This is a genomic window from Kineococcus sp. TRM81007, from assembly GCF_022669155.1.
Lineage (GTDB): Bacteria > Actinomycetota > Actinomycetes > Actinomycetales > Kineococcaceae > Kineococcus.
In genome coordinates this window covers 23,517-46,836 of the sequence record NZ_JALBVB010000043.1, presented here as the reverse complement: position 1 = coordinate 46,836, position 23,320 = coordinate 23,517, and the positions used below count along the sequence as shown (strand labels likewise).

Here is a 23,320-nt window from a genome sequence, read left to right as displayed (position 1 = left end):
CGGCGGCCGCCCCGGTTCGGGGGAGGTCAGCCGATCTGGTTGGCGAGGTCGTCGGAGGCGCTCTCCCAGGCGTCGGCGGGGCTCACGCCGTTGGTCTCCACGGACAGCAGCGCCTGCACGAGGGCGGACTTCACGACCGCGTCCTCCTCGCCGAGGACCTGGGTCGGGGCCGCCTCGGCGGCGTCGGAGAAGACCTCACCGATGGGTGCGCCCTGGAAGTAGTCGTCGGTGGCCCCGGCGACCAGGTCGAACGCCTGGGTGTTGGAGGGGAAGTTGCCGCCGGTCTCGAACACCTTCGCCTGCTGCTCGGGGTCGGTCAGCCACTTGACGAGCTCGGCGGCCTCCTCCTTGTTCTGGCTGGAGGCGGGGATGCCGAGGTAGGCGCCGCCCCAGTTGCCGCCGGCGCCGCCGGGCAGGGAGGTGATGTTCCACTTGCCGGCTCCGGCGTCACCGGCCTTGCCCTTGATGTAGCCGACCATCCAGGCGGGGCAGGCGATCGTGGCGAAGGAACCGGCACCGAACCCGGTGTCCCAGGCGGGGTCCTCGAACTGCTCCAGCTTGGCGGTCAGGCCGTCCGCGGCGGCGGCGGCAGCGGTGTCGAAGGCGTCCTTGACGGCCGGGTTGCTGTCCCAGACGAGCTCCCCGGACTCGTCGTAGTAGATCTCCTCCTCGGTGGAGATGATGGCGTTGTAGAAGCCGCCGGCGGAGTCCATCCAGGCGGCGCCCGCGGGCGCGTTGGCCTTGAACTCCTGACCGAGCGCCACGTAGTCGTCCCAGGAACCCAGGCGGGCGGACAGCTCGGCGGGGTCGGTGGGCAGGCCGGCCTGTTCGAGCAGGTCGCTGCGGTAGCACAGGCCCATCGGCCCGATGTCGGTCCCCATGCCGAGGACCTTCCCGTCCTCGGTGGTGGCCGCGGCGGACTTCCACTCGGGGTAGTTCCCGACCTGGTCACCGGCCGCGGTGGTGGACAGGTCGGTCCACTTGTCGGGCTGGTTGGCGACGACGTCGGCGATGCGGCCGACCTCGATGCCCTGGATGTCCGCGGCGCCGTTGCCGGAGGCCAGCTTCGTCTGCAGCGCGGGCCAGTAGTTGTTCTCGCCCTGGGTGGACTCGTACTGGATCGTGACGTCGGGGTTGAGCTGCTCGTACTCCTCGAAGAGGCCGGCCTCCTCGTAGCCGAAGGTGCCGAAGAGGCTGACGGTCAGCGGGGTCTTGCCGTCGACGGCGGCCGCGTCGGCCGACCCCGTGTCGGTGGTGCTGCAGGAGGTGAGCAGCAGGGCGCCGCTGAGGGCCGCCGCCACGGCGGCAGTGGTCGTCTTCCGGGTGCTGGTCATGGGTGCTCCTCGGTGGCCGCCTCGGCGGCGGATCGACGTTGATCGGTGCTCGCAGTGGTGAGAGCGCTCTCACGCTCTGCTGCGAGGCAGTGAGAGCGCTCTCACGGAATGCGGAAAGAGTGGCCCCTCACCCGCTCACCTGTCAACGCCCTCCCCCGGGAGCCCGACGCGCCTCCCCACCACCCCTCCGACGCCACCCCTCCGTGATCTTGCACGGGTGAGCGCTCAACCTCGCGAGATCAGCGCGGGAGCCGAGATCACCGTGGGGACGAGGCAGCGTGGGAGTGGGCGGGGACGGGAGGAGCAGCCCGGTCAGGAGGTGGCGCGCTCCACGAGCTCCGTGGGCGCCACGACCGGAGCGGCCGGCGCCTCACCGTCGATCACCGCGAGCAGCATCCGGGCCAGCTCACGGCCCATCTCGACGACCGGCTGGCGCACCGTCGTCAGCGGCGGCGTCGCGGCGGAGGCCATCGGGGCGTCGTCGAACCCGACGACCCGCACCCGCCCCGGCACCGCCAGGCCCGCGGCGGCCAGCGCCTGCAGGACACCGGCGGCCATCAGGTCGTTGGCGGCGAACACCCCGTCCAGGTCCGGGACGCGCGCGAGCAGCGCCTCGGTGGCCGCTCGCCCCCCGGCGACCGTGAAGTCGCCGCTCTCGGCCAGCTCCGCGCTGAAGCGGTGCCGCTGGGCGCGCAGCTCCTCGCGGAAGCCCGCCAGGCGGTCCTGGCCGACCCGCATGTCCATCGGCCCGGTGACGGTGACGACGCGACGGCAGCCGCGCTCGAGCAGGTGCCGGGTGGCGGTGCGGGCGCCGCCCACGTTGTCGGCCGACACGTACGGCACCGTCGAGGCCGGGTCCAGCGGCTGGCCGGACATCACCACGGGGATGCCGGCGTCGGCCAGGTGCTGCGGCAGCGGGTCGCGCCCGTGCACCGAGACGAGGATGGCGCCGTCCACGTGGCCGCCGCGGGCGTAGCGCTCGAAGCGCTCCCGCTCGCGCGCCGTGGACAGCACCACCAGCACCAGCTGCACCTCCCGCTCGGCCAGCTGCGCCTGCGCACCCGTGAGCACGAGCGGGAAGTACGAGTCGTTGAAGAAGCGCTCCACCGGCTCGACGACGACGAGGGCCACCGACCCGCTGCGCCGGGTCACCAGCGATCGCGCCGCCTGGTTGGGCACGTAGGACAGCTCGGCGGCTGCGCGCAGCACTGCCTCGCGGGCGCCGGGGCTGACCCGGGCCGAGCCGGCCAGGACCCGCCCGGCGGTGGCGCGGGAGACGCCCGCGCGCGCGGCGACGGACTCCAGGGTCGGCGCGCTCGCGCTCGGCACGGCTCCTCCAGCTGTCGGGCCCTCGCGGGCGTCGTACGGGTCAGCGGCGGCGGCGCGCCCCGCGCAACCCGCGCACGCCGATCACCGCGATGGCCGTGCCGAGCACGAGGCTGACGACCACGAGCACCAGGTGCACGAGGAAGAAGGGTTGCGGGCCGTCCTCGAACGACCTCGGATCGTTCCAGATGTTGCGCAGGAAGTTCGGCCAGATGAACCAGCTCCACACCCCGAACGCGACGAGGAACCAGCTGGTGCGCGTCGAGAGGACCACGCGCCCATCCTCGCAGAGCGCGCGAGGGCCCCGGCCGGCCGCGGGACGGGGGCTCAGCGGTGCAGCAGCCCCCGCAGGGCGCGGCGGGCGGCGACGAGCGCACCGGCACCGAGGGCGCCGGCCGCCACGCTCGAGGCCACCGCCGTGCGCGAGCGGCCCGCGTGGGCGTCCTCCCCGCCCTCGTCCTCCTCGGACGGGTGGTCGGCCGGCAGCGGCCCCAGCGGCACCCGGTACTCCGCGACGACGCGCTCGAGCCGGGCGTCGGCGTCCTCGGCGCGCGTGGCGGCCCACGCGGCGGCCAGCAGGATGAGCCGGCCGATGAGGTTCATGAGCACCAGGATCACCACGATGCTCGCGGCCGCGCCGAGGAACTCGTTGCCCCGGGCGCTGCGGCCGGCGATGCCGATGCCGAACTGCTTGAGCAGCCCGATGCCGACCCCGCCCAGCAGTGCCCCGGACAGGAGCTGGCGCAGCGGCACGTTCGCGCCGGGCAGCACCCGGAAGACCGCGAGGAAGGTGGCGGTGTCGATGCAGAAGGCGACGGCGAAGCCCGCAGCGGTCAGCAGCCACTGACCGGCGGTGGTGCTGTCGACGTCGAGCACCCCCAGCAGCCACTCCCCCGCCCCCCGGGTGAGGACCACGGAGGTGACGCTGAGCGCCACGCCCAGGCCGATGACGACGAGGACGAGGAGGTCGCGCGCCTTCAGCAGGACGGGGTTGCCGGCTCGGGCGGCTTCGCCGAAGACCGCGCGGATGCCGCGGCGCATGGCGTCCACCCACCCCAGGCCGGTGAACAGCAGCGTGCCGAGGGAGACGAGCAGGCCGATGGTCAGCGTGGTGTCGTCGAGGTACTCGTCGATGTAGATGCCGGTGGTCTCCGGGCCGGCGGGCCTCTGCCCGGGGTGCACCAGACCCGGCAGGTAGTCGTCGACGCCCTCGACGAGGTTCTGCACGACGTAGTCGCGCACCTCCGGGTACCCCTGCATCGTGAAGCCGAGCAGCGTCAGCGCCACCGCGAGGGCGGGGAAGACGGAGAAGAACGCGAAGTACGCGATGCCCCCGGCGAGGACGTTGCCGCGCGCGTCGCCGTAGCGCTGGTAGGCGCGGCCCGGGTGCGTGGCCTTGGCCCGGGCGACGAGGCGGCCGACGCGGCCGGTGACCTGCTGCACGACACCCACGCGCGCTGGTGCTCCTCTACGGTGCGGTGAAGCCGAAGTCCTCCCGTGGCCGCCAGACGCCGTCGGCGCCGTGCTCGTAGAGGCTGAACCCCTTCACGGTGAAGGTGGCCTCCCAGTCCCGCAACACGAGCTCGGCGCGGTCCAGGGCCTCCTCGGGCACGTCGTGGGCGACGGTGACGTGCGGGTGGAAGGGGAAGGACAGCTCCCGGGTGAGCGGGCCTCGGCGGACCTGCCCCTGCAGCAGCTCGCACTCGGAGATGCCGTGCGAGAGCTGCACGAACACCACCGGCGAGACGGGGCGGAAGGTGGCCGTGCCGCGCAGGTGCACCTCGAACGGGGCGTGCAGGGCCGCGGTGCGCCGCAGGTGCCGGCGCACCGCGTCGAGCGCGTCCACCGCCAGCTCGCTGGGCGGCAGCAGGGTGATGTGCGGCGGCACCGCGTGGGCGGCGGGGTCGCCGAAGTCGGCGCGGTGGGCGGTCAGCTCGGCGGCGTACGGCTCGGGGACCGGGATGGACACGCCGATGGTGCGCGTGCCTGCGCGGGACGGCGTGCGGGACCGGCCCGGCGCGCGGGGCCGCCCGAGGGCGCTCACCGCCTCCGGCCCACGAGCCCCACCCGCTCGTACACGCGGGCCAGGGTGTCCTCGGCGATGGCGTTCGCCCGCTCGGCGCCGCGGGCGAGGATCTCGTCCAGCGCGCCCGGGTCGGCCACGAGCTGCTGCGCGCGCTCGCGCACCGGGCTCAGGGCGTCGGTGACGACCTCGGCGAGCTCCTTCTTCAGGTCGCCGTAGCCGCGGCCGGCGAAGTCGGCCTCCAGCTGGGCGATGCTGCGGCCGGACAGCGCCGAGTGGATGGACAGGAGGTTGGACACGCCGGCCTTCTCGGCGGGGTCGTAGCGGACCTCCCGGCCGGTGTCGGTGACGGCGGAGCGGATCTTCTTCGCCGTCACCTTCGGCTCGTCCATGACGTCCACGATGCCGTTCGGCGAGGAGGACGACTTGCTCATCTTCGACCCGGGCTCCTGCAGGTCGTAGATCTTCGCCGTCTCCTTGAGGATGTACGGCTCGGGCACGGTGAAGGTGGCGCCGTAGCGGCTGTTGAACCGCTGGGCGAGGTCGCGCGTCAGCTCCAGGTGCTGGCGCTGGTCCTCGCCGACGGGGACCTCGGCGGCCTGGTAGAGCAGGATGTCGGCGGCCATGAGCACCGGGTAGGTGAACAGGCCGACGGTGGTGCCCTCGGCGCCCTGCTTGGCGGACTTGTCCTTGAACTGGGTCATCCGGCCGGCCTCGCCGAAGCCGGTGAGGCAGGACAGCACCCAGGCGAGCTCGGCGTGGGCGGGCACGTGGCTCTGCACGAAGAGGGCCGAGCGCTCCGGGTCCACGCCCGCGGCGATGTACTGGGCGGCGGTGATCCGGGTGCGCTCTCGCAGGGCCGCCGGGTCCGGGCCCACGGTCAGGGCGTGCAGGTCGACGACGCAGTAGAGCGCCTCGTGGGTCTCCTGCAGGGCCACCCACTGCTTCAGCGCCCCGAGGTAGTTGCCCAGGTGCAGCGACCCGGAGGTCGGCTGCATCCCCGACAGCAGGCGCGGGCGCGCCCCCGTCCCCCGCACCGGTGACTGCTGCATGGACCCATCCTGCCAGCCGCGAGGTGGTTGACCGGCCGCGGGGCGACCACCAGGCTGCGGTGGTGCGCGAGTGGATCAAGGGACCGGGACTGGCCTTCGGAGCGGACTACAACCCCGAGCAGTGGCCCGAGGAGGTGCGCGCCGAGGACGTGCGCCTGATGCGCGAGGCCGGCGTGACGCTGGTGTCGGTCGGGATCTTCGCCTGGGGCCTGCTGGAGCCCGAGCCGGACCGCTTCGAGCTGGACTGGCTGGAGCGCGTGCTGGACGACCTGCACGCCGGCGGGGTGGGCGTGGACCTGGCCACGGCGACGGCCTCGCCGCCGGCGTGGCTGTCGCAGCGCCACCCCGAGGTGCTGCCGGTGGACCACGAGGGCCACCGGGTGGTCTTCGGCTCGCGGCAGAGCTGGTGCCCCTCCTCCCCCGTCTACCGCGAGCGCTCCCTGCGGCTGGTGGAGGAGCTCGCGGGCCGCTTCGGCGGCCACCCGGCGCTGCGGGTGTGGCACGTGAGCAACGAGCTGGGCTGCCACAACGCGCGCTGCTACTGCGACGTCAGCGCCGCGGCCTTCCGCCGCTGGCTCACCGGCCGGTACGGCGACGTGGCGGCGCTGAACGAGGCGTGGGCGACGGCCTTCTGGAGCCAGCACTACACCTCCTTCGAGCAGGTGCAGGTGCCGGCGCTGTCCAGCTCCTTCCCCAACCCGGCGCACGCGCTGGACTTCGCCCGCTTCAGCTCCGACGAGCTGCTGGGTCAGCACCTGGCGGAGAAGGAGGTGCTGCGCCGGGTGACGCCGGACGTGCCGGTGACGACGAACTTCATGGTCTCGGCGGGCCTGGGCGGCATGGACTACGGCCGCTGGGCGCTGGAGCAGGACGTCGTCTCCAACGACCACTACCTGCTGCACACCGGGCCCACCGCGGTGGCGGACCCGCGCGCGGAGCTGGCGTTCTCCGCGGACCTGACCCGCGGGGCGGCGCGCGGGCCGTGGCTGCTCATGGAGCACTCCACGAGCGCGGTGAACTGGCAGCCGGTCAACCCCGCCAAGGCGCCCGGGGAGATGCTGCTGGACTCGCTGGCGCACGTGGCGCGCGGCGCGGACGGGGTGTGCTTCTTCCAGTGGCGCGCCTCCGCCGGCGGCGCCGAGCAGTGGCACTCGGCGATGGTCCCGCACGCCGGGGAGGACTCCGAGCGCTTCCGCGAGGTGACCGAGCTGGGCGCGCTGCTGGGCCGGCTGGGGGACGTGCGCGGCGCGGCCGTCGAGGCGGACGTGGCGGTGCTGGTCGACTGGGTCAGCGCGTGGGCGATGGAGGCGCCCACGCTGCCCTCGGAGCGGGTGGGCCCGGTGGACGTGGCCCGCACCGCGCACCGGCTGCTGCGCGCGGCGCAGGTGGGGGTGGACGTGGTGCCGGTGGGCGCGCACCCGGACGACCTCGCGCAGGCGCTGGCGCGCTACCGCGTCGTCGTGGTGCCCACGCTGTACCTGTGCGACGACGCCACGGCGGCGGCCGTGCGGGCGGCGGCCGAGGGCGGCGCGCAGGTGCTCGTGACGTACTTCTCCGGCGTCGTCGACGACAGGGCGCGGGTGCGCCTGGGCGGCTACCCGGGCGCGTTCCGCGACCTGCTGGGCGTGCGGGTGGAGGAGTTCCACCCGCTGCTGCCGGGCGTGGCGAGCGAGCTGGACGACGGTTCGGTGGGCGACGTGTGGTCGGAGCTGGCCGTGGCGGACGCGGACGTGGAGGTGCTGGCCCGCTACGCCGACGGCGCGGTCGCCGGGTGCGCGGCGATCACCCGGCGCGAGCTGCCGGGCGGCGGCGGCGCCTGGTACCTGGGCACGCTGCCCGACGACGAGGCGTTCGCCGGCCTGCTGCGCGAGGTGTGCGCCGCGGGCGGGGTGCGGCCGGTGGCGGAGGCGTCCGGCCCGGTGGACGTGCAGCGCCGCCGGCGGGCCGACGGCACCTCGTTCCTGTTCGCGCTCAACCACGGCGAGGAGGCCGCCGCGGTGCGCGTCACCGGGTACGACGAGGTCACCGGCGCCGAGGTGGACGGCCTGCTGGACCTGGACCCCGGGCGCAGCGCCGTCGTCCGCGAGCGCTGACGATCACCGGATCCCCACCGCTCCTCCCCCCCGTGNCGCGCCGCTCCGGCGCGGGGAGCACGGGCGGTGGCAGGATGGCCGCGTGGTGCACCTGGGTCAGTCCTCCAAGCTCGCCGACGTCCTCTACGACGTGCGCGGTCCCGCCCTGACGCGAGCGACGGAGCTGGAGCAGGCCGGGCACCGGGTGCTGAAGCTGAACATCGGCAACCCCGCCCCGTTCGGGTTCGACGCGCCGCCGGAACTGCTCGAGGACATCGTCGCGAACCTGCCGGTGGCGCAGGGCTACAGCGACAGCAAGGGCCTGCTGTCGGCGCGCCGCGCCGTGGTGCAGCACACGGAGGCCAAGGGCGTCGCGGGGGTGGACGTCGACGGCGTCTACATGGGCAACGGCGTCAGCGAGCTCATCGTCATGGCGATGCAGGCGCTGCTGGACGAGGGCGACGAGGTCCTCGTGCCCGCGCCGGACTACCCGCTGTGGACGGCGGCGGTCAGCCTGGCCGGCGGGCGCCCGGTGCACTACCTGTGCGACGAGTCGGCCGACTGGATGCCGGACGTGGAGCACCTGCGCTCGAAGGTGTCCGAGCGCACCAAGGCCGTGGTGGTCATCAACCCCAACAACCCCACCGGTGCGGTGTACGGCACCGAGGTGCTGCAGGACATCCTCGGCGTGGCCCGCGAGCACGGCCTGCTCGTCCTGTCCGACGAGATCTACGAGAAGATCCTCTACGACGGCGCCACGCACGTCTCGACGGCGGCGCTGGCGCCGGACCTGATGTGCCTGACGTTCAACGGGCTCTCGAAGGCGTACCGGGTGGCGGGTTTCCGCTCCGGCTGGATGGTCGTCTCCGGCCCGACCGGGCACGCCCGCGGGTACATCGAGGGCCTGGACCTGCTGGCGAACATGCGCCTGTGCGCGAACGTGCCCGCGCAGCACGCCGTGCAGGCGGCGCTCGGCGGGCACCAGTCCATCAACGACCTGGTGCTGCCGGGCGGGCGCCTGGCGGAGCAGTCCAAGCGCACGTGGGAACTGCTCAACGAGATCCCCGGGGTGAGCTGCGTGCGCCCGCGCGGGGCCCTGTACTGCTTCCCGCGGCTGGACCCGGAGGTGCACCGCGTCGACGACGACTACCAGCTGATCCTGGACCTGCTGGAGCAGCAGCACGTCTTCGTCGTGCAGGGCACGGGGTTCAACTGGCCGAAGCCGGACCACTTCCGCATCGTGACGCTGCCGCGCGTGGAGGACCTGGAGATGGCGGTCGGGCGCATCGCGGAGTTCCTGGGGGACCGCGCCCGGGGCTGAGGCACCCCGGGCGCGGGGCTCAGCCCAGCGGGCGCAGCACCAGGGAGAACGTGCGCGGCTCCGCCTCCAGGCGGTGCTGCGGCAGGGCACCCGGCCCGCACGAGCCGGTGCCGATGCCGTGCTGGGCGACGTCCAGGTGCAGGTGCACCGAACCGGAGTCGGCCAGTTCCGGGGTGTGCGTGGCGGCGTCCAGCTCGGCGGTGCTCCACCGGCGCGCGGCGAACGCGACGTGCGGCTCGCCCTCCACCCGCAGACCCCCGGCGGGGCCGCGCAGCTCGGCCCACCGCGCGTCGGCGCGGCGGCCGTTCTCCTGCGGGCGCACGTACGGCGTCTGCAGCTCCTCCACGCTGGCGGTGAACAGCCCGACGCGGGTGGCGGTCCCGGTGTCGGCGTAGGCCTCCCCCGGGCCGCGGCCGAACCACGTCACCGCGTCCAGGCCGTGCGGCAGACGCAGCCGCACCCCCAGGCGCGGCAGGGGGGCGCCGAGGGGTCCGCCGGGGACCTCGGGGGTGAACTCCACCGCCAGGCGCACCGCCCCGGTGGTGTCCGCGGACCAGCGGAACACCGCGACGAAACCGGTGTCGGTGCCGGCGGCGGCGGTGCGGGTGGTGACGACGAACTCCTCGCCCTCCACGGCGGCCGAGGCGGTGCGGGTGCGCAGCCGGTCCAGGCCGAGCTGCCGCCAGGTCTTCTCCAGCGCCTCGCCGTGCAGGCCGGCGTCGTTGTCGGTGGGGGCGCGGAACAGGTCCAGCACCGGACCCTCCTCGACGGCCAGGCCGCCGAGCGAGCGCAGCGCACCGGTGCGGGCGTCGAGCACGGCGGGGCCGAGCAGGACGTCCGCGCCCCGGCGCACCGGTGCGACCGCGTCACCGCGCGGGGCCGGTGCGGGCGGGGCGAGCTGCACCTGGCCGGTCGAGAGCACGTGACCGGCACCGGCCCAGGAGGTGGCCTCGGCCAGCGCGGCGGTGACGGTGAACCACCGCTCCCCCGCCGCCGGGGCCAGGGCCAGGACCTCCTCGGGCAGCTCCAGCAGCGCCGAGGCGCGCGGGGCCAGTCCCGGGGTGGGCAGCGTCCCGCCGGCCACCTCGGCACCGGCGTCCTGCACGGTCCACGTGAGCGCGACGTGGGAGAGGTCCACGACGTCGTGGCGGTTCGTCAGACGCAGCAGGTCTCCGCTGGGCGTCGCCTCGACGGTGAAGCGCACCTGCGAGACGACCGCCGCGTAGTCCAGCAGCCCGGGCGAGGGGGTGCGGTCGGGGAGCACCAGGCCGTCGGCGACGAAGTTCCCGTCGTGCAGCTCCTCGCCGAAGTCGCCGCCGTAGGCGAACCGCTCGCGCCCGGCCGCGTCGCGCTGGCGCAGACCGTGGTCGATCCACTCCCACACGAAGCCGCCCATGCAGCGGTCGGAGGACTCGAACAGGTCCTGGTACTCCACCAGCCCGCCGGGGCCGTTGCCCATGGCGTGCGCGTACTCGCACTGCACGAACGGCATCGCGCGGCGGCGGGTGTCCAGGTCGGCGTCGGCGAGCTGCTCCTCGGCGCGCTCGGCGATCGCGGCGACCTCCTCGTGGGAGGCGTACATGCGCGAGTAGACGTCGACGTAGGGGCTGTCCCAGTCGTGCTCGTAGTGCACGGGGCGGGAGGGGTCGCGGTCCTTCAGCCACGCGGACATCGCGCGCAGGTTGCGGCCGGTGCCGGACTCGTTGCCCAGCGACCACAGCACGATCGAGGGGTGGTTCTTGTCGCGCTCGACGGTGCGGCGGATCCGGTCCAGGTACGCCTCCTCCCACGCCGGGTCGTCGGAGGGGTTGCCGCGCCAGTCCAGGAACACGAACCCGTGGGTCTCCAGGTCGCACTCGAGGACCACCCACAGGCCGTGCTCGTCGCACAGCTCCAGGAACCGCGGGTGGGGCGGGTAGTGGCTGGTGCGGACGGCGTTGACGTTGTGCCGCTTCATCAGCAGCACGTCCGCGAGCATCTCCTCCTCGGTGAGGGTGCGCCCGGTGTCGGGGGAGAACTCGTGCCGGTTGACGCCGCGCAGCTTCACGGGGCGGCCGTTGACGGTGAACACCCCGTCGGTGATCTCCACGCGCCGGAAACCGACGCGCAGGCGGGTGCGCTCCCCGGCGGCGACGACCTCGGCGTCGTACAGCCGCGGCACCTCCGCCGACCAGGGTTCCACCGCGTCCAGCCCGACGTCCTCGCCGGCGGCGACGTCCACGCCCAGCTCGGGCAGCAGCACGCGCGCGTCCACGGGCTCGCCGTCGGCGCCGGTGGCGTCGACGCGCAGCAGGCCGCGGCCGGTGGCGGCGTCGAAGTCGGCGTGCACGAAGACGTCCTCGGCGGCGCCGGTGGGCCGGGCCAGGAGGGTGACGTCGCGGAAGATCCCCGACAGCCACCACATGTCCTGGTCCTCCAGGTAGCTGCCGGAGGACCACTGGTGCACGCGCACGGCCAGCACGTGCTCGTCGTCGGCGCCGCGGGCGGCGAGGGCGTCGGTGACGTCGAACTCCACGACGAGGCGGCTGCCCACCGAGCGGCCGACCTCGACCCCGTCCACCCAGGCGGTGAAGGCGGAGTCCACGCCGTCGAAGCGCAGCACGGCGCGCGCACCGTCGAGGAAGCCGGCGGGCAGGGTGAAGGTGCGGCGGTGGTCGCCGGTGGGGTTCTCCTCGGGCACGCGCGGCGGCTCGACGGGGAAGGGGTAGACGACGTTGGTGTAGGCGGGGGCGCCGAAGCCCTGCAGCTGCCAGTGCCCGGGGACGGTGATCGAGCCCCACGCGGCGTCGTCCAGCGCGGGGTCGGCCAGGTCGGCGGGGGTGTCTGCGCGCTCGGCGCCCCGGAAGCGCCAGCGGCCGTTCAGCGACAGCGCGGGCGCATCGGTGCGCACCCACGCGCGCGGAGCGCGGGCGCCCCGGGAGGGCGCGTGCCCCTCGAACCAGCTCGTGCGAACAGCGTCCTCCGGTGCCTGCGTCACCCGCCGACCCTCCCTCACCGGGACCACCGCGTCAACCACCCCCGCACACGCCCGCACACGCTCCAACACCTCTGCTGTCCGTCCGTGTGCGGTCGTGTTTGACCTGACCGGGCATCGGGGGCATCCTCGACCGGTCGCCGGCCCGGAGGGAGGAGTGCCCCGACGTGCTCGCCCGCAGCCGCCAGGAGGCGATCCTCGACGCCGTGCGCCGGCGCGGCAGCGTCCGCGTCGCCGACCTCGTCGAGCAGCTCGGCGTCTCGGACATGACGGTGCGCCGCGACATCGCCGAGCTGTCCCGGCGGGGCCTGGTGGACCGCGTCCACGGCGGCGCCGCCGCACCCGGCAGCAGCACCGAACCCGGCTTCGCCGCGAAGTCCACGATCCGGACCGCGCAGAAGCGCGCGATCGGGGCGCTGGCCGCCTCCCTCGTCGAACCCGGCGCGTCCGTGGCGCTGTCCGCGGGCACCACGACCGTCGAGGTCGCCCGGCACCTGCGCGACGTGCCCGGCCTGACCGTGGTGACGAACTCCCCGCCCGCCGCGGAAATCCTGCACGACCCCGCCCGCGGCGACCGCACCGTCGTGCTCACCGGCGGCATCCGCACCCCCTCCGACGCCCTCGTGGGGCCGGTGGCGGTGCGCAGCCTGCAGGACCTGCACGTGGACCACCTGTTCCTCGGTGTGCACGGCCTGCACGAGCGCGCGGGGCTGACCACCCCGAACCTCGTCGAGGGCGAGACCGACCGCGCCCTGGTGGCCGCCGCCTCCACCGTGGTGGTCGTGGCCGACGCCACCAAGTGGGGCGTGGTGGGCCTGACCACGATCGCCGCGCTGGAGGAGGTCGACGTCCTCGTCAGCGACGACGGCCTGCCCGCCGTCGCCCGCCGGGTGCTCGCCGAGCGCACCGGCCGCCTGCTGCTGGCGGACGCCCCCGCGAGCAGCACCGCACCCCACCAGGAGGAACCGTGAGCAGCACCCCCGGCGCGGACGGCCTGCACCGCAGCGCCACCCACGCCCACCGGCGCAGCACGGCCCGCATGGCCGACGGCCGCGAGCTGATCTACTTCGACGACACCGAGCCGTGGCTGTCCGGCGACCGGACCCGCGACGCCGTCGACCACCGGCCGCTGCCGCCGGCCGACGAGGTCGTGCGCGGCGGCTCGCAGGTGCGCCGCGACCCGCTGACCGGCGACTGGATCGCGATGGCCTCGCACCGCAACGACCGCACCCTCATGCCGCCGCCGGACCAGGACCCGCTGGCGCCCACCGCCCCGGGGGGTTTCCCCACCGAGATCCCCGACGACGCCTACGACGTCGTGGTGTTCGAGAACCGGTTCCCGTCGTTCTCCACGCGCGTGGGCGGCGAGCCGGGCCTGGTGGACGGCGAGGAGCTGTGGCCGGTGCGCCCCGGGGCCGGGCGCACGGAGGTCATCTGCTTCACCAGCGAGGCGTCCGGCTCGTTCGGGACGCTGGAGCCGCGCCGCGCCCGCACGGTCGTGGAGGCGTGGGTGGACCGCACCGAGGGCCTGGCCCGGGTGCCGGGCGTGGAGCAGGTGTTCTGCTTCGAGAACCGCGGCGAGGAGATCGGGGTCACCCTCCCCCACCCGCACGGGCAGATCTACGGGTACCCGTTCATCACGCCGAAGACCGCCACGATGCTGCGCCGCGCGGCCGAGCACCGCGAGGCCACGGGGCGCAACCTGTTCCGCGACGTGCTCGACGCCGAGCGCCGCGCCGGCACCCGCGTCGTGCTGGAGACCGAGCACTGGACGGCGTACGTGCCGGCGGCGGCCCGCTGGCCCGTGGAGGTGCACCTCGCCCCGCACCGCGACGTGCCCGACCTGCCGGCCCTGGACGACGCCGAGCGCGCCGACCTGGTCACCGCCTACCTGGACCTGCTGGGCAGGCTGGACCGCTACTACCCCGACGACCACCCGCTGCCCTACATCGCCGGCTGGCACCAGGCGCCCGTGCGCACCGGGCGTGAGGAGTTCCGCTTGCACCTGCAGGTCTTCAGCGTCCTGCGCGGCCCCGGCAAGGTGAAGTACCTGGCCGGCTCCGAGTCCGCGATGGCCGCCTGGATCAACGACACCACCCCGGAGCGGATCGCCGCGCGGCTGCGGGAGGTGGCCGCGTGAGCACCCCGTCGTTCTTCGAGGCCCCCGCGCGGGCCGAGGCCGCCGAGGCCGCCGCCGACGCCTACCGCGACGCGTTCGGCGAGACGCCGGAGGGCGTGTGGTCGGCGCCGGGGCGGGTGAACCTCATCGGCGAGCACGTCGACTACACGGGCGGGCTGTGCCTGCCGCTGGCGCTGCCGCACCGCACGTTCGTCGCGCTCAGCCCCCGCCACGACGACGTCGTGCGGGTGCGCTCGGCGCAGGAGGCCGGCGCCGACTGGGAGGGTTCGCTGGCCGACGTGGGTCCGGGTTCCCCCGAGGGGTGGGCCGCCTACGTGGCCGGGGTGCCGTGGGCCATGGGCCACGAGCACGGGTTCGACGCCGTCGTGGACGGGCACGTCCCCCTGGGGTCGGGCCTGTCGTCGTCGGCGGCGCTGGAGTGCGCCGTGGCCATCGCGCTGGCCGACCTGGCGGAACTCCCCACCGACGACGCGGGGCGGGCCGAGCTGGCCGGGGCGTGCGTGCAGGCCGAGAACGTCGTCGCGGGCGCGAACACCGGCGGGATGGACCAGGCCGCGTCGCTGCGCTGCCGCGAGGGCGGGGCGATCCTGCTGGACACCCGCGACGACTCGGTGACGCACCTGCCGCTGGACCTGGCCGGCGCCGGGCTGACGCTGCTCGTCGTGGACACCCGCGCCGCGCACTCGCACTCCGGCGGCGAGTACGGCGCGCGCCGCGCCGACGTGGAGCGCGCCGCGCGCGTGCTGGGCGTGCCGGACCTGCGGGCCGTCGCGCCCGACGGCCTGGAGGAGGCCCTGGCGCGGCTGGACGGCGAGGAGGGCGCGCAGGTGCTGCGGCGTCGCGTGCGGCACGCGGTCACCGAGATCGACCGGGTCGCCCGCACCGCGGAGCTGCTGCGCGCCGGCCGGGTGCGGGAGGTCGGCGCGCTCATGGACGCCTCGCACGAGTCCCTGCGGCACGACTACGAGGTCTCCGCCCGCGAGCTGGACCTGGTGGTGGACACCGCCCGCGCCGCCGGTGCGCTGGGTGCGCGGATGACCGGGGGTGGTTTCGGCGGGTCGGCGATCGCCCTGGTCGAGCGCGACGCCGTGCCGGGCGTGGCGGCCGCGGTGCGCGAGGCGTTCGCCCGCGAGGAGCTGCGCGCGCCGCAGTTCCTCGCGGCCCTGCCCTCGGAGGGCGCCGGCCGCGACGCCTGACGCGGCCGGCCGCGGGTCCCCGGGCGCGTGGTCCGCGGGTTCGCGGCGCCGGGGGCGCTGGACGACGTGGAGGTGCAGCCGTCGGCCAGCACCGGTGTCGCCGTCACCGCCGTGCGCGAGGACGTGACCCCGGCGTTCGCCCGCGGTTCACCGCACGTCCGCCCGGCGGTGGCCGGGGCGCGGGCCGCGGTGGGCAGCATCACCCCCGTGCAGGGGTGGGGTGCGGTCGCGGTGGCGCTGTCGGCGCTGCTGTCCGGCGCGGTGCTGGGCGTCTCGTGGTGGCTGAACCGGCGGGCGTGGCGCGAGCGCGTGGACGCCGACCGGCGCTGGCTGCACGCCCGCGGCGTCGACCCGGGCGAGGCACCGCCCGTCCCCGCGGCCTGGCGCCTGGTGCTCACCGGCGACCTGGCCCCGGACGGCTCGTTCCTGCTCGACCTGGCCGAGCAGGACGTGGCGGCGCGCCCGGGTGACCGCTCCCGCCGCTGAACCCGCCCCCGCCGCGGCAGGCCCCGCTGCAGCGGGCCCCGCTACAGCAGGTCCTCCAGCTCCCCGGCCCACGCCGCGACGTGGAGGCCGCCGGTGTCCTCCGGAGCCTCGCGCGGCTCGCACCACACCGTCTTGCCCGGCCCGGCGCCTTCCGGCAACGGGTCCACGCCCCACCGGGTGGAGGCCGCCGCCACCAGGTGCAGCCCGCGCCCGGTGGTGGCGGCGGCCCCGAGGTGGCGCTGCTGCACCGGCACGGGCGAGGCGTCGGTGACCTCCACGCGCACCCGCCCGCCGGGCACCTCCCGCACCGCGACGGTGAACGCGGTGCCGGCGTGCAGCAGCGCGTTCGTCACCAGCTCCGAGACCGCCATCTCCGCGGACTCCTCCACCGCCCCGGCCCCGAGCTCGGCCAGCGCGCGGCGCACGTGGCGGCGGGCGGCGGACACGGCGCTGGCCACGGACTCCAGCACGAGGAGCCCGCCCACCACCCGGCCGGCCGCCGCACCGCCGGCGCTCTCCGGGAGCGGGAACGGAGCGGGCAGGGGCGGCGCGGCGTCGCCCGGATCCTCGCGCCGGGAGGGCCCGTGCCAGGGGCGCGGCTCGCCGCCCGCCAGCTGCCGCAGGATCTCCCCGAACAGCCAGCGCCGGAACGTCACCAGCTCCTCGGGGGCCGGCAGGGTCAGCAGGTGGCGGCGCTCGCGGCAGAAGCCGTCGGCCTCCTCCAGGGCGTCCAGCAGGTTCCGCACGTACCCGGCCGACGCCGGCGAGGCGTCGTAGACGGCGTCGAAGAACTCCTCCCCCGCCGCCAGCGCCTCCTCCATGGCCCCGGCGCGCTGGGCCCGGTACGGGGCGTAGGTGGTGTGCAGGTCGACGGCCAGCTCCAGCAGGCGCCGGGGCAGCGTGGAGCCGGTGCTGCGCTCCTCGCCGATCCGGACGAGCGCCAGCTCCCGCAGCAGCCCCTCCACGTGCGCGCTCAACCGCGCCCGGGTCCGCAGCGGCAGGCCGAGCAGGCGCACCTCGACCGTCGGGGCACCGGCCTCGGGGGCACCGGGCGTCGCGTCACCAGCCACCCGCCCAGACTGGCACGCACCGGCGCGGGCGGCCCGGACGGGAGTGGCGCCCTACACCACGTCCATGCGCTGCAGGCGCCACGACGACAGCGCCACCGCCACCACCGCCACCCCGGCCAGCACCAGCACCGACGTCGTCACCCCCGTGGCGGCGACCGTGCCCAGCGGCACGTCGCCGGGCGTGGCGAGGGTGACGACCCGGCGGCCGTAGGAGCCGATCGACAGCCCCCGCAGCGCCGGCGCCAGCCCCGCCAGGAACGTCTCCCACAGCACCACGTAGGCCAGCCCCGCCAGCAGGCCGTGCCGCGCCAGCAGCGACAGCAGCACGAACAGGGCGCAGTACGCCGCCGCGGTCAGCGCCGTGGCCAGCAGCAGCCCGGCGACGACCTCACCGGCGGGCAGGTTGATCGACGTCCCCACCACCGCGCACGCCACGACCGCCGGCAGGCACACCACGACCGCCGACACCCACGCCGCCGCGGTGCGCGCCACCACGACGTGCCAGCGGGGCCGCACCAGGGCCCGCAGCAGCGGCAGCGTGCCGCTCTCGCGCTCGTCGCCGAACGCGCCGGTGCCCAGCACCAGCGCCACGATCGGCACCACGAGCCCGACCAGCAGGTCCCCCGCCAGCGTCGTCTGCAACCCGTAGCGGCCGGGCACGCTGGTGGCGGCCAGCACCACCACGGCCACGGCCGCCACCGCCAGCGGCAGCAGCGCCAGCGCCGCGGTGCGCCCGCGCACCAGCAGGCCCCGCAGCGAGAAGCCGAACAGGGTCGTCGAGAACCCCCCGGGACCGCCCCGGGACCCCCTGGTCCCGGCCGTGGTCCCGCCCGTGGTCCCGCCCGTCGTGGCGCTCACCTGCCCGCTCCCCTCGCCCGGCGCACCAGGTGCGCGAACGTGCTCTCCAGGTCCTCACCCACCGGTTCCACCCGTCGCAGGGTGGCGCCCACCCGCCGCGCCAGCGCCGGCACCGCCTCGGCCAGCGCGGTGGCGCGCGGCGCCTGCACCAGGACGCCGCCGCGGCCGGTCGCGTCGCGCTGCACGGACTCCACGACGCCCTCGGCCAGCAGCAGCCCGGCCAGCTCCAGCACGCGCGGGCCGTCCAGGTGCACGGTGCGCGGCCGGTCCACCAGCAGGTCGCGGATCGCGGCGGGCTCCCCCTCGGCGACCAGCCGGCCGTTGACGACCACCAGCACCCGCCGCGCCATCCGCTCCACCTCGGCCAGCACGTGCGAGGACACCAGCACCGTGCGGCCCTCCTCGCCGAGGGAGGCCACCAGGTCCACGTCGGCGCGGCGCTGCGCGGGGTCCAGGCCGTTGAACGGCTCGTCCAGCAGCAGCACCTGCGGGTCGTGCACGAGGGCCTGCGCCAGGCGCACCCGCTGGCGCATCCCCTTGGAGAAGCCCCCCACCCGCCGGTGCGCGGCCGCACCGAGACCCACCCGGTCCAGCACGGCGCTCGCCGCCGCGGACGCGTCCCGCACCCCGCGCTGGCGGGCCAGGAACGCCACCTGCGCGTGGGCGGTGGCGTGCGACCACGTGCCCTCCCCGTCGGGCACGACCCCCAGGGCCCGGTGCACGCCCACCTCGGCGTGCGGGTCGCCGCCCAGCACCCGCACCCGCCCCTGGCTGGGCCGCACCGACCCGGCCAGCAGCGACAGCACCGTGGACTTGCCCGCGCCGTTGTGCCCCAGCAGGCCGGTGACGCCCGGCCCCAGCGCGAACGACACGTCCGAGAGCGCCACCGTGTCGCCGAACCACCGGCTGACGCCGTCGACCTCCACCACGGCCCGCTCCGCCGCACCCGCCACCGCACCCGCCGCGGCGCCCACCGGTCCGCTCACCGTCGCGCTCACGCGTCGCTCCCCCTGCCGTAGCGGCCGACGAGCACGGCCGACCCCGCGACGACCAGCGCCGCCCACACCACCCACGCCAGCGCGCCCTGCGGCGCCGGCGCGCCGTCCACCACCGCCGTGGCCAGCAGCACCGGGCCGCCCGCCGGGTCGAAGGCCAGCGGCCAGTCCGCCTCGACCACCACCGCCACCAGGCGGCTGAGCACGGGCCCCACCAGGACCACCGCCAGGTAGCCGCCCACCGCGACGATCCGCCGCGACGTCAGCGACGCCACCGCCAGCCCCAGCGCCGCGTTCGGCAGCACCACGACCAGCGAGGCCAGCAGGATCCGGGGCAGGTCGCCGACGTGCTCGGTGAACCAGCCGCCCGGGTCGCCGGCCGTGGCGATGGAGCCGACGAACAGCACCAGCGCCGGCCCCAGCACGATCAGCAGCAGCAGCGCCACCGCCGACAGCGCCGCACCCAGCACGTACTCGGCGCGCGAGAGCGCCGTGGCGAAGTACAGCGACAGCACCCGGTCGCGCCGGTCGCGCGTGAGGACCGTCGGCACGGCGGTGGCGACGAACGCCAGCACCACCACCGAGTTCGTCGCCAGCAGCTGCGGGTAGCCGATGAGCTCGGTCGGCTGCACGTCCACCTGCGGGACGAGCAGCGGCACCGCCACCACCGCCAGCGCAGGCAGGTACGCCGCCGCCAGCAGCAGGAACGGCCACACCTTCGAGCCCGCGCTGCGCCGCAGCCCCAGCGGCCGGCGAACCCCCGCCGCCACCAGCGCGCCCACCGCGCTGCGCCGCGGGCGCAGCGCGCCCGTGAACCGCGAGTACCGCACGTCGTGCAGCACCGCCCGCGGCGCCGCCGCCCCGCCGGGGCCACCGCCCGCGACCCCGCCGGGCACCCCGCTGGACACCTCAGCCACCGGTCCGCTCACCCCGCCCCTCCATCGCGTCCAGCACCACGTCCTCCAGTCCGCGCCCGTCGGCCACCAGCCGCACCAGCGCCCGGCCCTGCTCGGCGGCCAGGTCCCGCACGGCGTCCAGCGCCGCGTCCGTGCCCGCGCTGATCCCCACGTCGCCCGTCGGCGTCGGCGCCGCCCGCACCCCCAGCGGCTCCAGCCGCGGCGCCAGCGCGGCCGCGAACTCCACCGGGTCCCCGCCGACGCGCACGTGGACCGCCCCGCCGGGGTCGTGGCCCACCGCCACGGGCCGCTGCGCGGCCAGCGCACCGGCGCGCAGCACCACCACCTCGTCGCAGGTGCGCTCCACGTCGTCGAGGACGTGGGAGCTGGTCACCACGCGCACCCCCAGGTCGCGCGAGAGCCGCCGCACCAGCTGCAGCATCTCCTCGCGCCCCGCCGGGTCCAGCCCCGACGTCGGCTCGTCCAGCAGCACCAGCTCGGGGCCGTGCACGAGGGCCTGCGCCAGCTTCGTGCGCTGCTGCATGCCCAGGGAGTACGTGCCCACCGGGCGGCGGCGCTCCTCCTCCAGCCCGACCGCGAACAGCACCTCGCTGGCGCGTCGCACCGCGTCGCGCCGGCCCAGCCCGCGCAGGCGCGCCAGGTGCACGCACACCTCCTGCGCCGACATGTCCAGCGGCAGGCACGGGTGCTCCGGCATGAACCCCACCCGCCGGCGCACCTCGCCGCGCTCGCGGGCGGCGTCCATCCCCAGCACCCGCAGCGTCCCGGAGTCCGGCCGCACCAGCCCCAGGGCGACGCGCATGAACGTGGACTTGCCGGCGCCGTTCGCGCCCAGCAGGCCCGTGGCGGGCGCGGTGAACGCAACGGTCAGGCCGTCCAGCGCGCGCACCTCGCCGAACCCCTTGCTCAGCCCGGAGCACTCGATCGCCGGGGCGTCCGTGGTCGTCACACGGCCAGACAACCACCCGGCGGGCCCCGGCGGATCCCCCGCCGGTCGTAGACCCGCCGGAGGATCGGTGGAGATCGGGAGCGCGGAACCGCCGGACGTCGACGTCGCGCCGACGTGCACGGGGTCCGCACCGAGGTGTCCGTCGACGCCGAGACGGGCCGGCCGGGCGTGCGCTACCGGCCGGGGGCGGTCGCGGCGCCGGTGCGCTGAGGCTCCGGGCCGGCGGCGAGCAGGTCCTCCGCACCGTCGCGCAGCGCGGCCGCGGCCGCGGCGGGGTCGGACAGGTAGCCGGCGACCATGGCGCCGTCGCGCAGCACGAGCCAGCGCTGCGCCGCGGCGGACGGGTCGGGGTGCCCGGTGCGCTCGAACACCGCGGTGACGGTGCTCACCAGCCACCGGCGGTGGGCGGCGACGGCCCGCCGGACGGGGCCCGTGGCGTCGGGGTGCTCGGCGGCCGCGTTGATGAACGGGCAGCCGCGGAAACCCCCGCCGCACAGCTCACCGGAGACCCGCCCGGAGAAGCGGCGCAGCCAGCCGGCGGCCGCCGCCGGCTCCTCGGGCACGTCGCCGGCCGCCCGGCGGACGGCGGCGTCGACGCCCTGGAGGTAGGCGACGACGAGGTCCTGCTTGCCGGGGAAGTGCCGGTAGAAGGTGGCGCGGGTGACGGCGGCCTCGGCGACGACGCGGTCGACGCCGACCGCGCGCACGCCCTCGGCGTAGAAGAGGGCGGACGCCGTGCGCAGCAGCCGTTCGCGCGCCTCGGAGGGGCGCGCGGCCCGCGCGTCCCCGCTCACCGCTGTCACCACGACCCCACGGTAACCGCGCCCGCGCGCTTGACCTGCACGCCCGGCGGGTGTCCACTGAGGAAGAACGAACGTTCTCCCTGCTCACCTGGAGGCCCCGTGCCCGCCGTCTACACCGCCGTCGCCACCGGCGAGGGCCGCGCCGGCCGCACCCGCACCGACGACGGCCTGCTCGACCTCGACCTGGCCCTGCCCCGCGAGATGGGCGGCCCCGGCGGCGCCACCAACCCCGAGCAGCTCTTCGCCGCCGGTTACGCCGCCTGCTTCCACAGCGCCCTGAAGGCCGTCGCCCGCGAGCGGGGGACCGCGTTCTCCGACTCCGCGGTGACCGCCGAGGTCGGGATCGGCCCGAACGACACCGGCGGGTTCGGCCTGGAGGTCACCCTGCACGTCGAGCTCGGCGGGCTGGAGCAGGTGGCGGCCGAGGAGCTCGTCGAGGCCGCCCACCAGGTGTGCCCGTACTCCAACGCCACCCGCGGCAACGTCGAGGTCACCCTCGAGACCGTCACGGCGTGAGCGTGGCCGACGACGCGCGCCCGGCGCCGCGCTCCCGCGCCGCCCGCACCGCCGCGCAGGCCGCCCTCGGCCTGGTGCTGGTGGGTGCCGGCGCCGGGCACCTGACGACGCTGCGGCAGGAGTTCCAGGCGCAGGTGCCGCCGTGGGTCCCCCTCGACCCGGACCTCGTCGTGGTGGCCTCCGGTGTCGTGGAACTCGCCCTCGGCGGGGCGCTGCTGCTCACCTGGCGCCGGCCCGCGCGTGCCGTCGTCGGCGCCACGACCGCGGCGTTCTTCGTCGCGGTCTTCCCCGGCAACGTCTCCCAGCTGCTGACCCGCACCGACGCGTTCGGGCTCGACTCCGACACCGCGCGCGCCGTGCGGCTGCTGTTCCAGCCGGCGCTCGTGGTGTGGTCGCTGTGGGGAACCGGCGCGTGGCGGGCCTGGCGGGAGCGCGTCAGGCGTCGTAGGTGACGACGACGGGCGCGTGGTCGCTGAACCGCTCCGCGTAGGAGGGGGCCCGGTCGACCACCGCGCTCGTCGCGCGCGCCGCGAGCCCACCGGTCGCGACCTGCAGATCGATCCTCCACCCGGTGTCCCGGTCGAACGCCTGCCCGCGCCAGCTCCACCACGAGTACGGGCCCTCCACCCCGGGGTGCAGGGAACGCACGACGTCCACCCAGCCCTCTTCGAACCAGCGGTCGTAGTACGCCCGTTCCTCGGGCAGGAAACCCGACTTCTTCAGGTTCCCCTTCCAGTTCCTGATGTCCTCGTTGCGGTGGGCGACGTTGTAGTCGCCGCACACGACGGCGTGGTTCCCGCTGGTGCGCAACTGCTCCAGCCGCGCCGTGACCGCGTCGAGGAACGCCATCTTGTCGTCCTGCTTCTCGGTGCCCGCCTCGCCGGTGTGCACGTACACCGACACCACGGTCACCGTGCCCGCCGGGGTCTCGACGTCCAGCTCCACCCAGCGGCCGGCGCCGTCGAAGCGCGGGTGCAGGGTGGTGCGCTGCTCCCCCACCGGCAGCCGGGTGGCGACCGCGACGCCGGCGCGCCCCTTGGTGCCGGCGTCGGTGGGTTCGCAGTGCGCGACGTGCCAGCCGTCGCCCAGGGCGTCGTCGAGCAGTGCCCCGAGGACCTCGTCGGGGGCCCGGACCTCCTGCAGGCACAGGACGTCCGGGTCGCGCTCGGCGAGCCAGGAGGCCATGCCGCGGCGCACGGCGGCGCGGATGCCGTTGACGTTGACGGTGGCGACGGTCAGCACGCCCTCCATCCTCCCCGCAGCGCCCGCGCCACCCGGNGGGGGGTGG

The 23,320-nt window shown here is 75.8% G+C and carries 22 protein-coding genes; 8 read left to right on the top strand and 14 right to left on the bottom strand.

Annotation, left to right across the window (positions count from 1 at the left end):
- Positions 1 to 26: 26 nt before the first annotated feature.
- From MN205_RS07105 to trpS, 6 genes are all read right to left on the bottom strand, one after another.
- Complete coding sequence (locus tag MN205_RS07105; RefSeq protein WP_242125707.1) at positions 27 to 1,334, bottom strand: ABC transporter substrate-binding protein; 1,308 nt, start codon at positions 1,332 to 1,334, stop codon at positions 27 to 29.
- Between the two features lie 312 nt (positions 1,335 to 1,646).
- Entirely contained in the window at positions 1,647 to 2,663 is a 1,017-nt protein-coding gene (locus MN205_RS07100) for a LacI family DNA-binding transcriptional regulator (RefSeq protein WP_242125705.1), read from the bottom strand.
- Between the two features lie 40 nt (positions 2,664 to 2,703).
- Positions 2,704 to 2,934, bottom strand: coding sequence for an SCO4848 family membrane protein (locus MN205_RS07095; RefSeq protein ID WP_242125703.1), 231 nt, complete (start codon positions 2,932 to 2,934; stop codon positions 2,704 to 2,706).
- A 53-nt stretch (positions 2,935 to 2,987) separates the two neighbouring features.
- Entirely contained in the window at positions 2,988 to 4,112 is a 1,125-nt protein-coding gene (locus tag MN205_RS07090) for a YihY/virulence factor BrkB family protein (RefSeq protein ID WP_242125702.1), read from the bottom strand.
- A gap of 16 nt (positions 4,113 to 4,128) precedes the next feature.
- The gene (locus MN205_RS07085) at positions 4,129 to 4,629 is read right to left on the bottom strand and encodes a 2'-5' RNA ligase family protein (RefSeq protein ID WP_242125700.1); all 501 of its coding nucleotides are present in this window, start codon (positions 4,627 to 4,629) and stop codon (positions 4,129 to 4,131) included.
- A 71-nt stretch (positions 4,630 to 4,700) separates the two neighbouring features.
- Positions 4,701 to 5,735 (bottom strand): tryptophan--tRNA ligase, encoded by a 1,035-nt coding sequence (gene trpS, locus MN205_RS07080; protein WP_242125698.1) that lies wholly within the window; start codon positions 5,733 to 5,735, stop codon positions 4,701 to 4,703.
- Between the two features lie 62 nt (positions 5,736 to 5,797).
- On the opposite strand from trpS, the gene MN205_RS07075 reads away from it, so the two are divergent.
- Both MN205_RS07075 and MN205_RS07070 read left to right on the top strand, forming a co-directional pair.
- Positions 5,798 to 7,828, top strand: a complete 2,031-nt coding sequence (locus MN205_RS07075; RefSeq protein ID WP_242125696.1) for a beta-galactosidase — start codon at positions 5,798 to 5,800, stop codon at positions 7,826 to 7,828.
- 85 nt (positions 7,829 to 7,913) lie between these two features.
- Positions 7,914 to 9,128 (top strand): pyridoxal phosphate-dependent aminotransferase, encoded by a 1,215-nt coding sequence (locus MN205_RS07070; protein ID WP_374115875.1) that lies wholly within the window; start codon positions 7,914 to 7,916, stop codon positions 9,126 to 9,128.
- Between the two features lie 19 nt (positions 9,129 to 9,147).
- On the opposite strand, the gene MN205_RS07060 is transcribed toward MN205_RS07070, so the two are convergent.
- A complete protein-coding gene (locus MN205_RS07060; protein WP_308220247.1) occupies positions 9,148 to 12,105 on the bottom strand; it encodes a glycoside hydrolase family 2 TIM barrel-domain containing protein in 2,958 nt (985 codons plus the stop codon).
- A gap of 164 nt (positions 12,106 to 12,269) precedes the next feature.
- On the opposite strand from MN205_RS07060, the gene MN205_RS07055 reads away from it, so the two are divergent.
- The 4 genes from MN205_RS07055 (at position 12,270) to MN205_RS07040 (ending at position 15,924) form a co-directional block, all read left to right on the top strand.
- Entirely contained in the window at positions 12,270 to 13,073 is an 804-nt protein-coding gene (locus tag MN205_RS07055) for a DeoR/GlpR family DNA-binding transcription regulator (protein WP_242125690.1), read from the top strand.
- A 68-nt stretch (positions 13,074 to 13,141) separates the two neighbouring features.
- The gene (galT, locus tag MN205_RS07050) at positions 13,142 to 14,242 is read left to right on the top strand and encodes a galactose-1-phosphate uridylyltransferase (RefSeq protein WP_255818321.1); all 1,101 of its coding nucleotides are present in this window, start codon (positions 13,142 to 13,144) and stop codon (positions 14,240 to 14,242) included.
- On the top strand, positions 14,239 to 15,438 hold the full coding sequence (gene galK, locus MN205_RS07045) for a galactokinase (protein ID WP_242125686.1): 1,200 nt from the start codon (positions 14,239 to 14,241) through the stop codon (positions 15,436 to 15,438). The genes galT and galK overlap by 4 nt, the downstream gene beginning before the upstream one ends.
- Before the next feature lie 27 nt (positions 15,439 to 15,465).
- Positions 15,466 to 15,924 carry a hypothetical protein gene (locus MN205_RS07040; protein WP_242125684.1) on the top strand — a complete coding sequence of 153 codons (459 nt, stop codon included), beginning with the start codon at positions 15,466 to 15,468 and terminating at the stop codon, positions 15,922 to 15,924.
- A 41-nt stretch (positions 15,925 to 15,965) separates the two neighbouring features.
- On the opposite strand, the gene MN205_RS07035 is transcribed toward MN205_RS07040, so the two are convergent.
- From MN205_RS07035 to MN205_RS07010, 6 genes are all read right to left on the bottom strand, one after another.
- Positions 15,966 to 16,994: an ATP-binding protein gene (locus tag MN205_RS07035; protein ID WP_242125682.1), complete on the bottom strand. Its 1,029-nt coding sequence runs from the start codon at positions 16,992 to 16,994 to the stop codon at positions 15,966 to 15,968.
- 51 nt (positions 16,995 to 17,045) lie between these two features.
- The gene (locus tag MN205_RS07030; protein ID WP_242125680.1) at positions 17,046 to 17,852 is read right to left on the bottom strand and encodes an ABC transporter permease subunit; all 807 of its coding nucleotides are present in this window, start codon (positions 17,850 to 17,852) and stop codon (positions 17,046 to 17,048) included.
- Positions 17,849 to 18,850 carry an ABC transporter ATP-binding protein gene (locus tag MN205_RS07025; protein WP_242125678.1) on the bottom strand — a complete coding sequence of 334 codons (1,002 nt, stop codon included), beginning with the start codon at positions 18,848 to 18,850 and terminating at the stop codon, positions 17,849 to 17,851. The genes MN205_RS07030 and MN205_RS07025 overlap by 4 nt, the downstream gene beginning before the upstream one ends.
- Entirely contained in the window at positions 18,847 to 19,776 is a 930-nt protein-coding gene (locus MN205_RS21695; protein ID WP_242125676.1) for a hypothetical protein, read from the bottom strand. The genes MN205_RS07025 and MN205_RS21695 overlap by 4 nt, the downstream gene beginning before the upstream one ends.
- The gene (locus tag MN205_RS07015; protein ID WP_242125674.1) at positions 19,757 to 20,713 is read right to left on the bottom strand and encodes an ABC transporter ATP-binding protein; all 957 of its coding nucleotides are present in this window, start codon (positions 20,711 to 20,713) and stop codon (positions 19,757 to 19,759) included. The genes MN205_RS21695 and MN205_RS07015 overlap by 20 nt, the downstream gene beginning before the upstream one ends.
- 173 nt (positions 20,714 to 20,886) lie before the next feature.
- A complete protein-coding gene (locus tag MN205_RS07010; protein WP_242125672.1) occupies positions 20,887 to 21,519 on the bottom strand; it encodes a TetR/AcrR family transcriptional regulator in 633 nt (210 codons plus the stop codon).
- A 96-nt stretch (positions 21,520 to 21,615) separates the two neighbouring features.
- On the opposite strand from MN205_RS07010, the gene MN205_RS07005 reads away from it, so the two are divergent.
- On the top strand, positions 21,616 to 22,032 hold the full coding sequence (locus tag MN205_RS07005; RefSeq protein ID WP_242125670.1) for an organic hydroperoxide resistance protein: 417 nt from the start codon (positions 21,616 to 21,618) through the stop codon (positions 22,030 to 22,032).
- A 2-nt stretch (positions 22,033 to 22,034) separates the two neighbouring features.
- Complete coding sequence (locus MN205_RS07000; RefSeq protein ID WP_374115874.1) at positions 22,035 to 22,484, top strand: hypothetical protein; 450 nt, start codon at positions 22,035 to 22,037, stop codon at positions 22,482 to 22,484.
- On the opposite strand, the gene MN205_RS06995 is transcribed toward MN205_RS07000, so the two are convergent.
- A complete protein-coding gene (locus MN205_RS06995; RefSeq protein WP_374115871.1) occupies positions 22,468 to 23,283 on the bottom strand; it encodes an exodeoxyribonuclease III in 816 nt (271 codons plus the stop codon). The two genes, MN205_RS07000 and MN205_RS06995, sit on opposite strands and share 17 nt — an antisense overlap.
- Positions 23,284 to 23,320 lie beyond the last annotated feature (37 nt).

Coding starts and splice junctions, on each gene's coding strand:
- MN205_RS07105 (WP_242125707.1), bottom strand. CDS start 1,334: ATGACCAGCACCCGGAAGACGACCACTGCCGCCGTGGCGGCGGCCCTC.
- MN205_RS06995 (WP_374115871.1), bottom strand. CDS start 23,283: ATGGAGGGCGTGCTGACCGTCGCCACCGTCAACGTCAACGGCATCCGC.
- trpS (WP_242125698.1), bottom strand. CDS start 5,735: ATGCAGCAGTCACCGGTGCGGGGGACGGGGGCGCGCCCGCGCCTGCTG.
- galT (WP_255818321.1), top strand. CDS start 13,142: ATGGCCGACGGCCGCGAGCTGATCTACTTCGACGACACCGAGCCGTGG.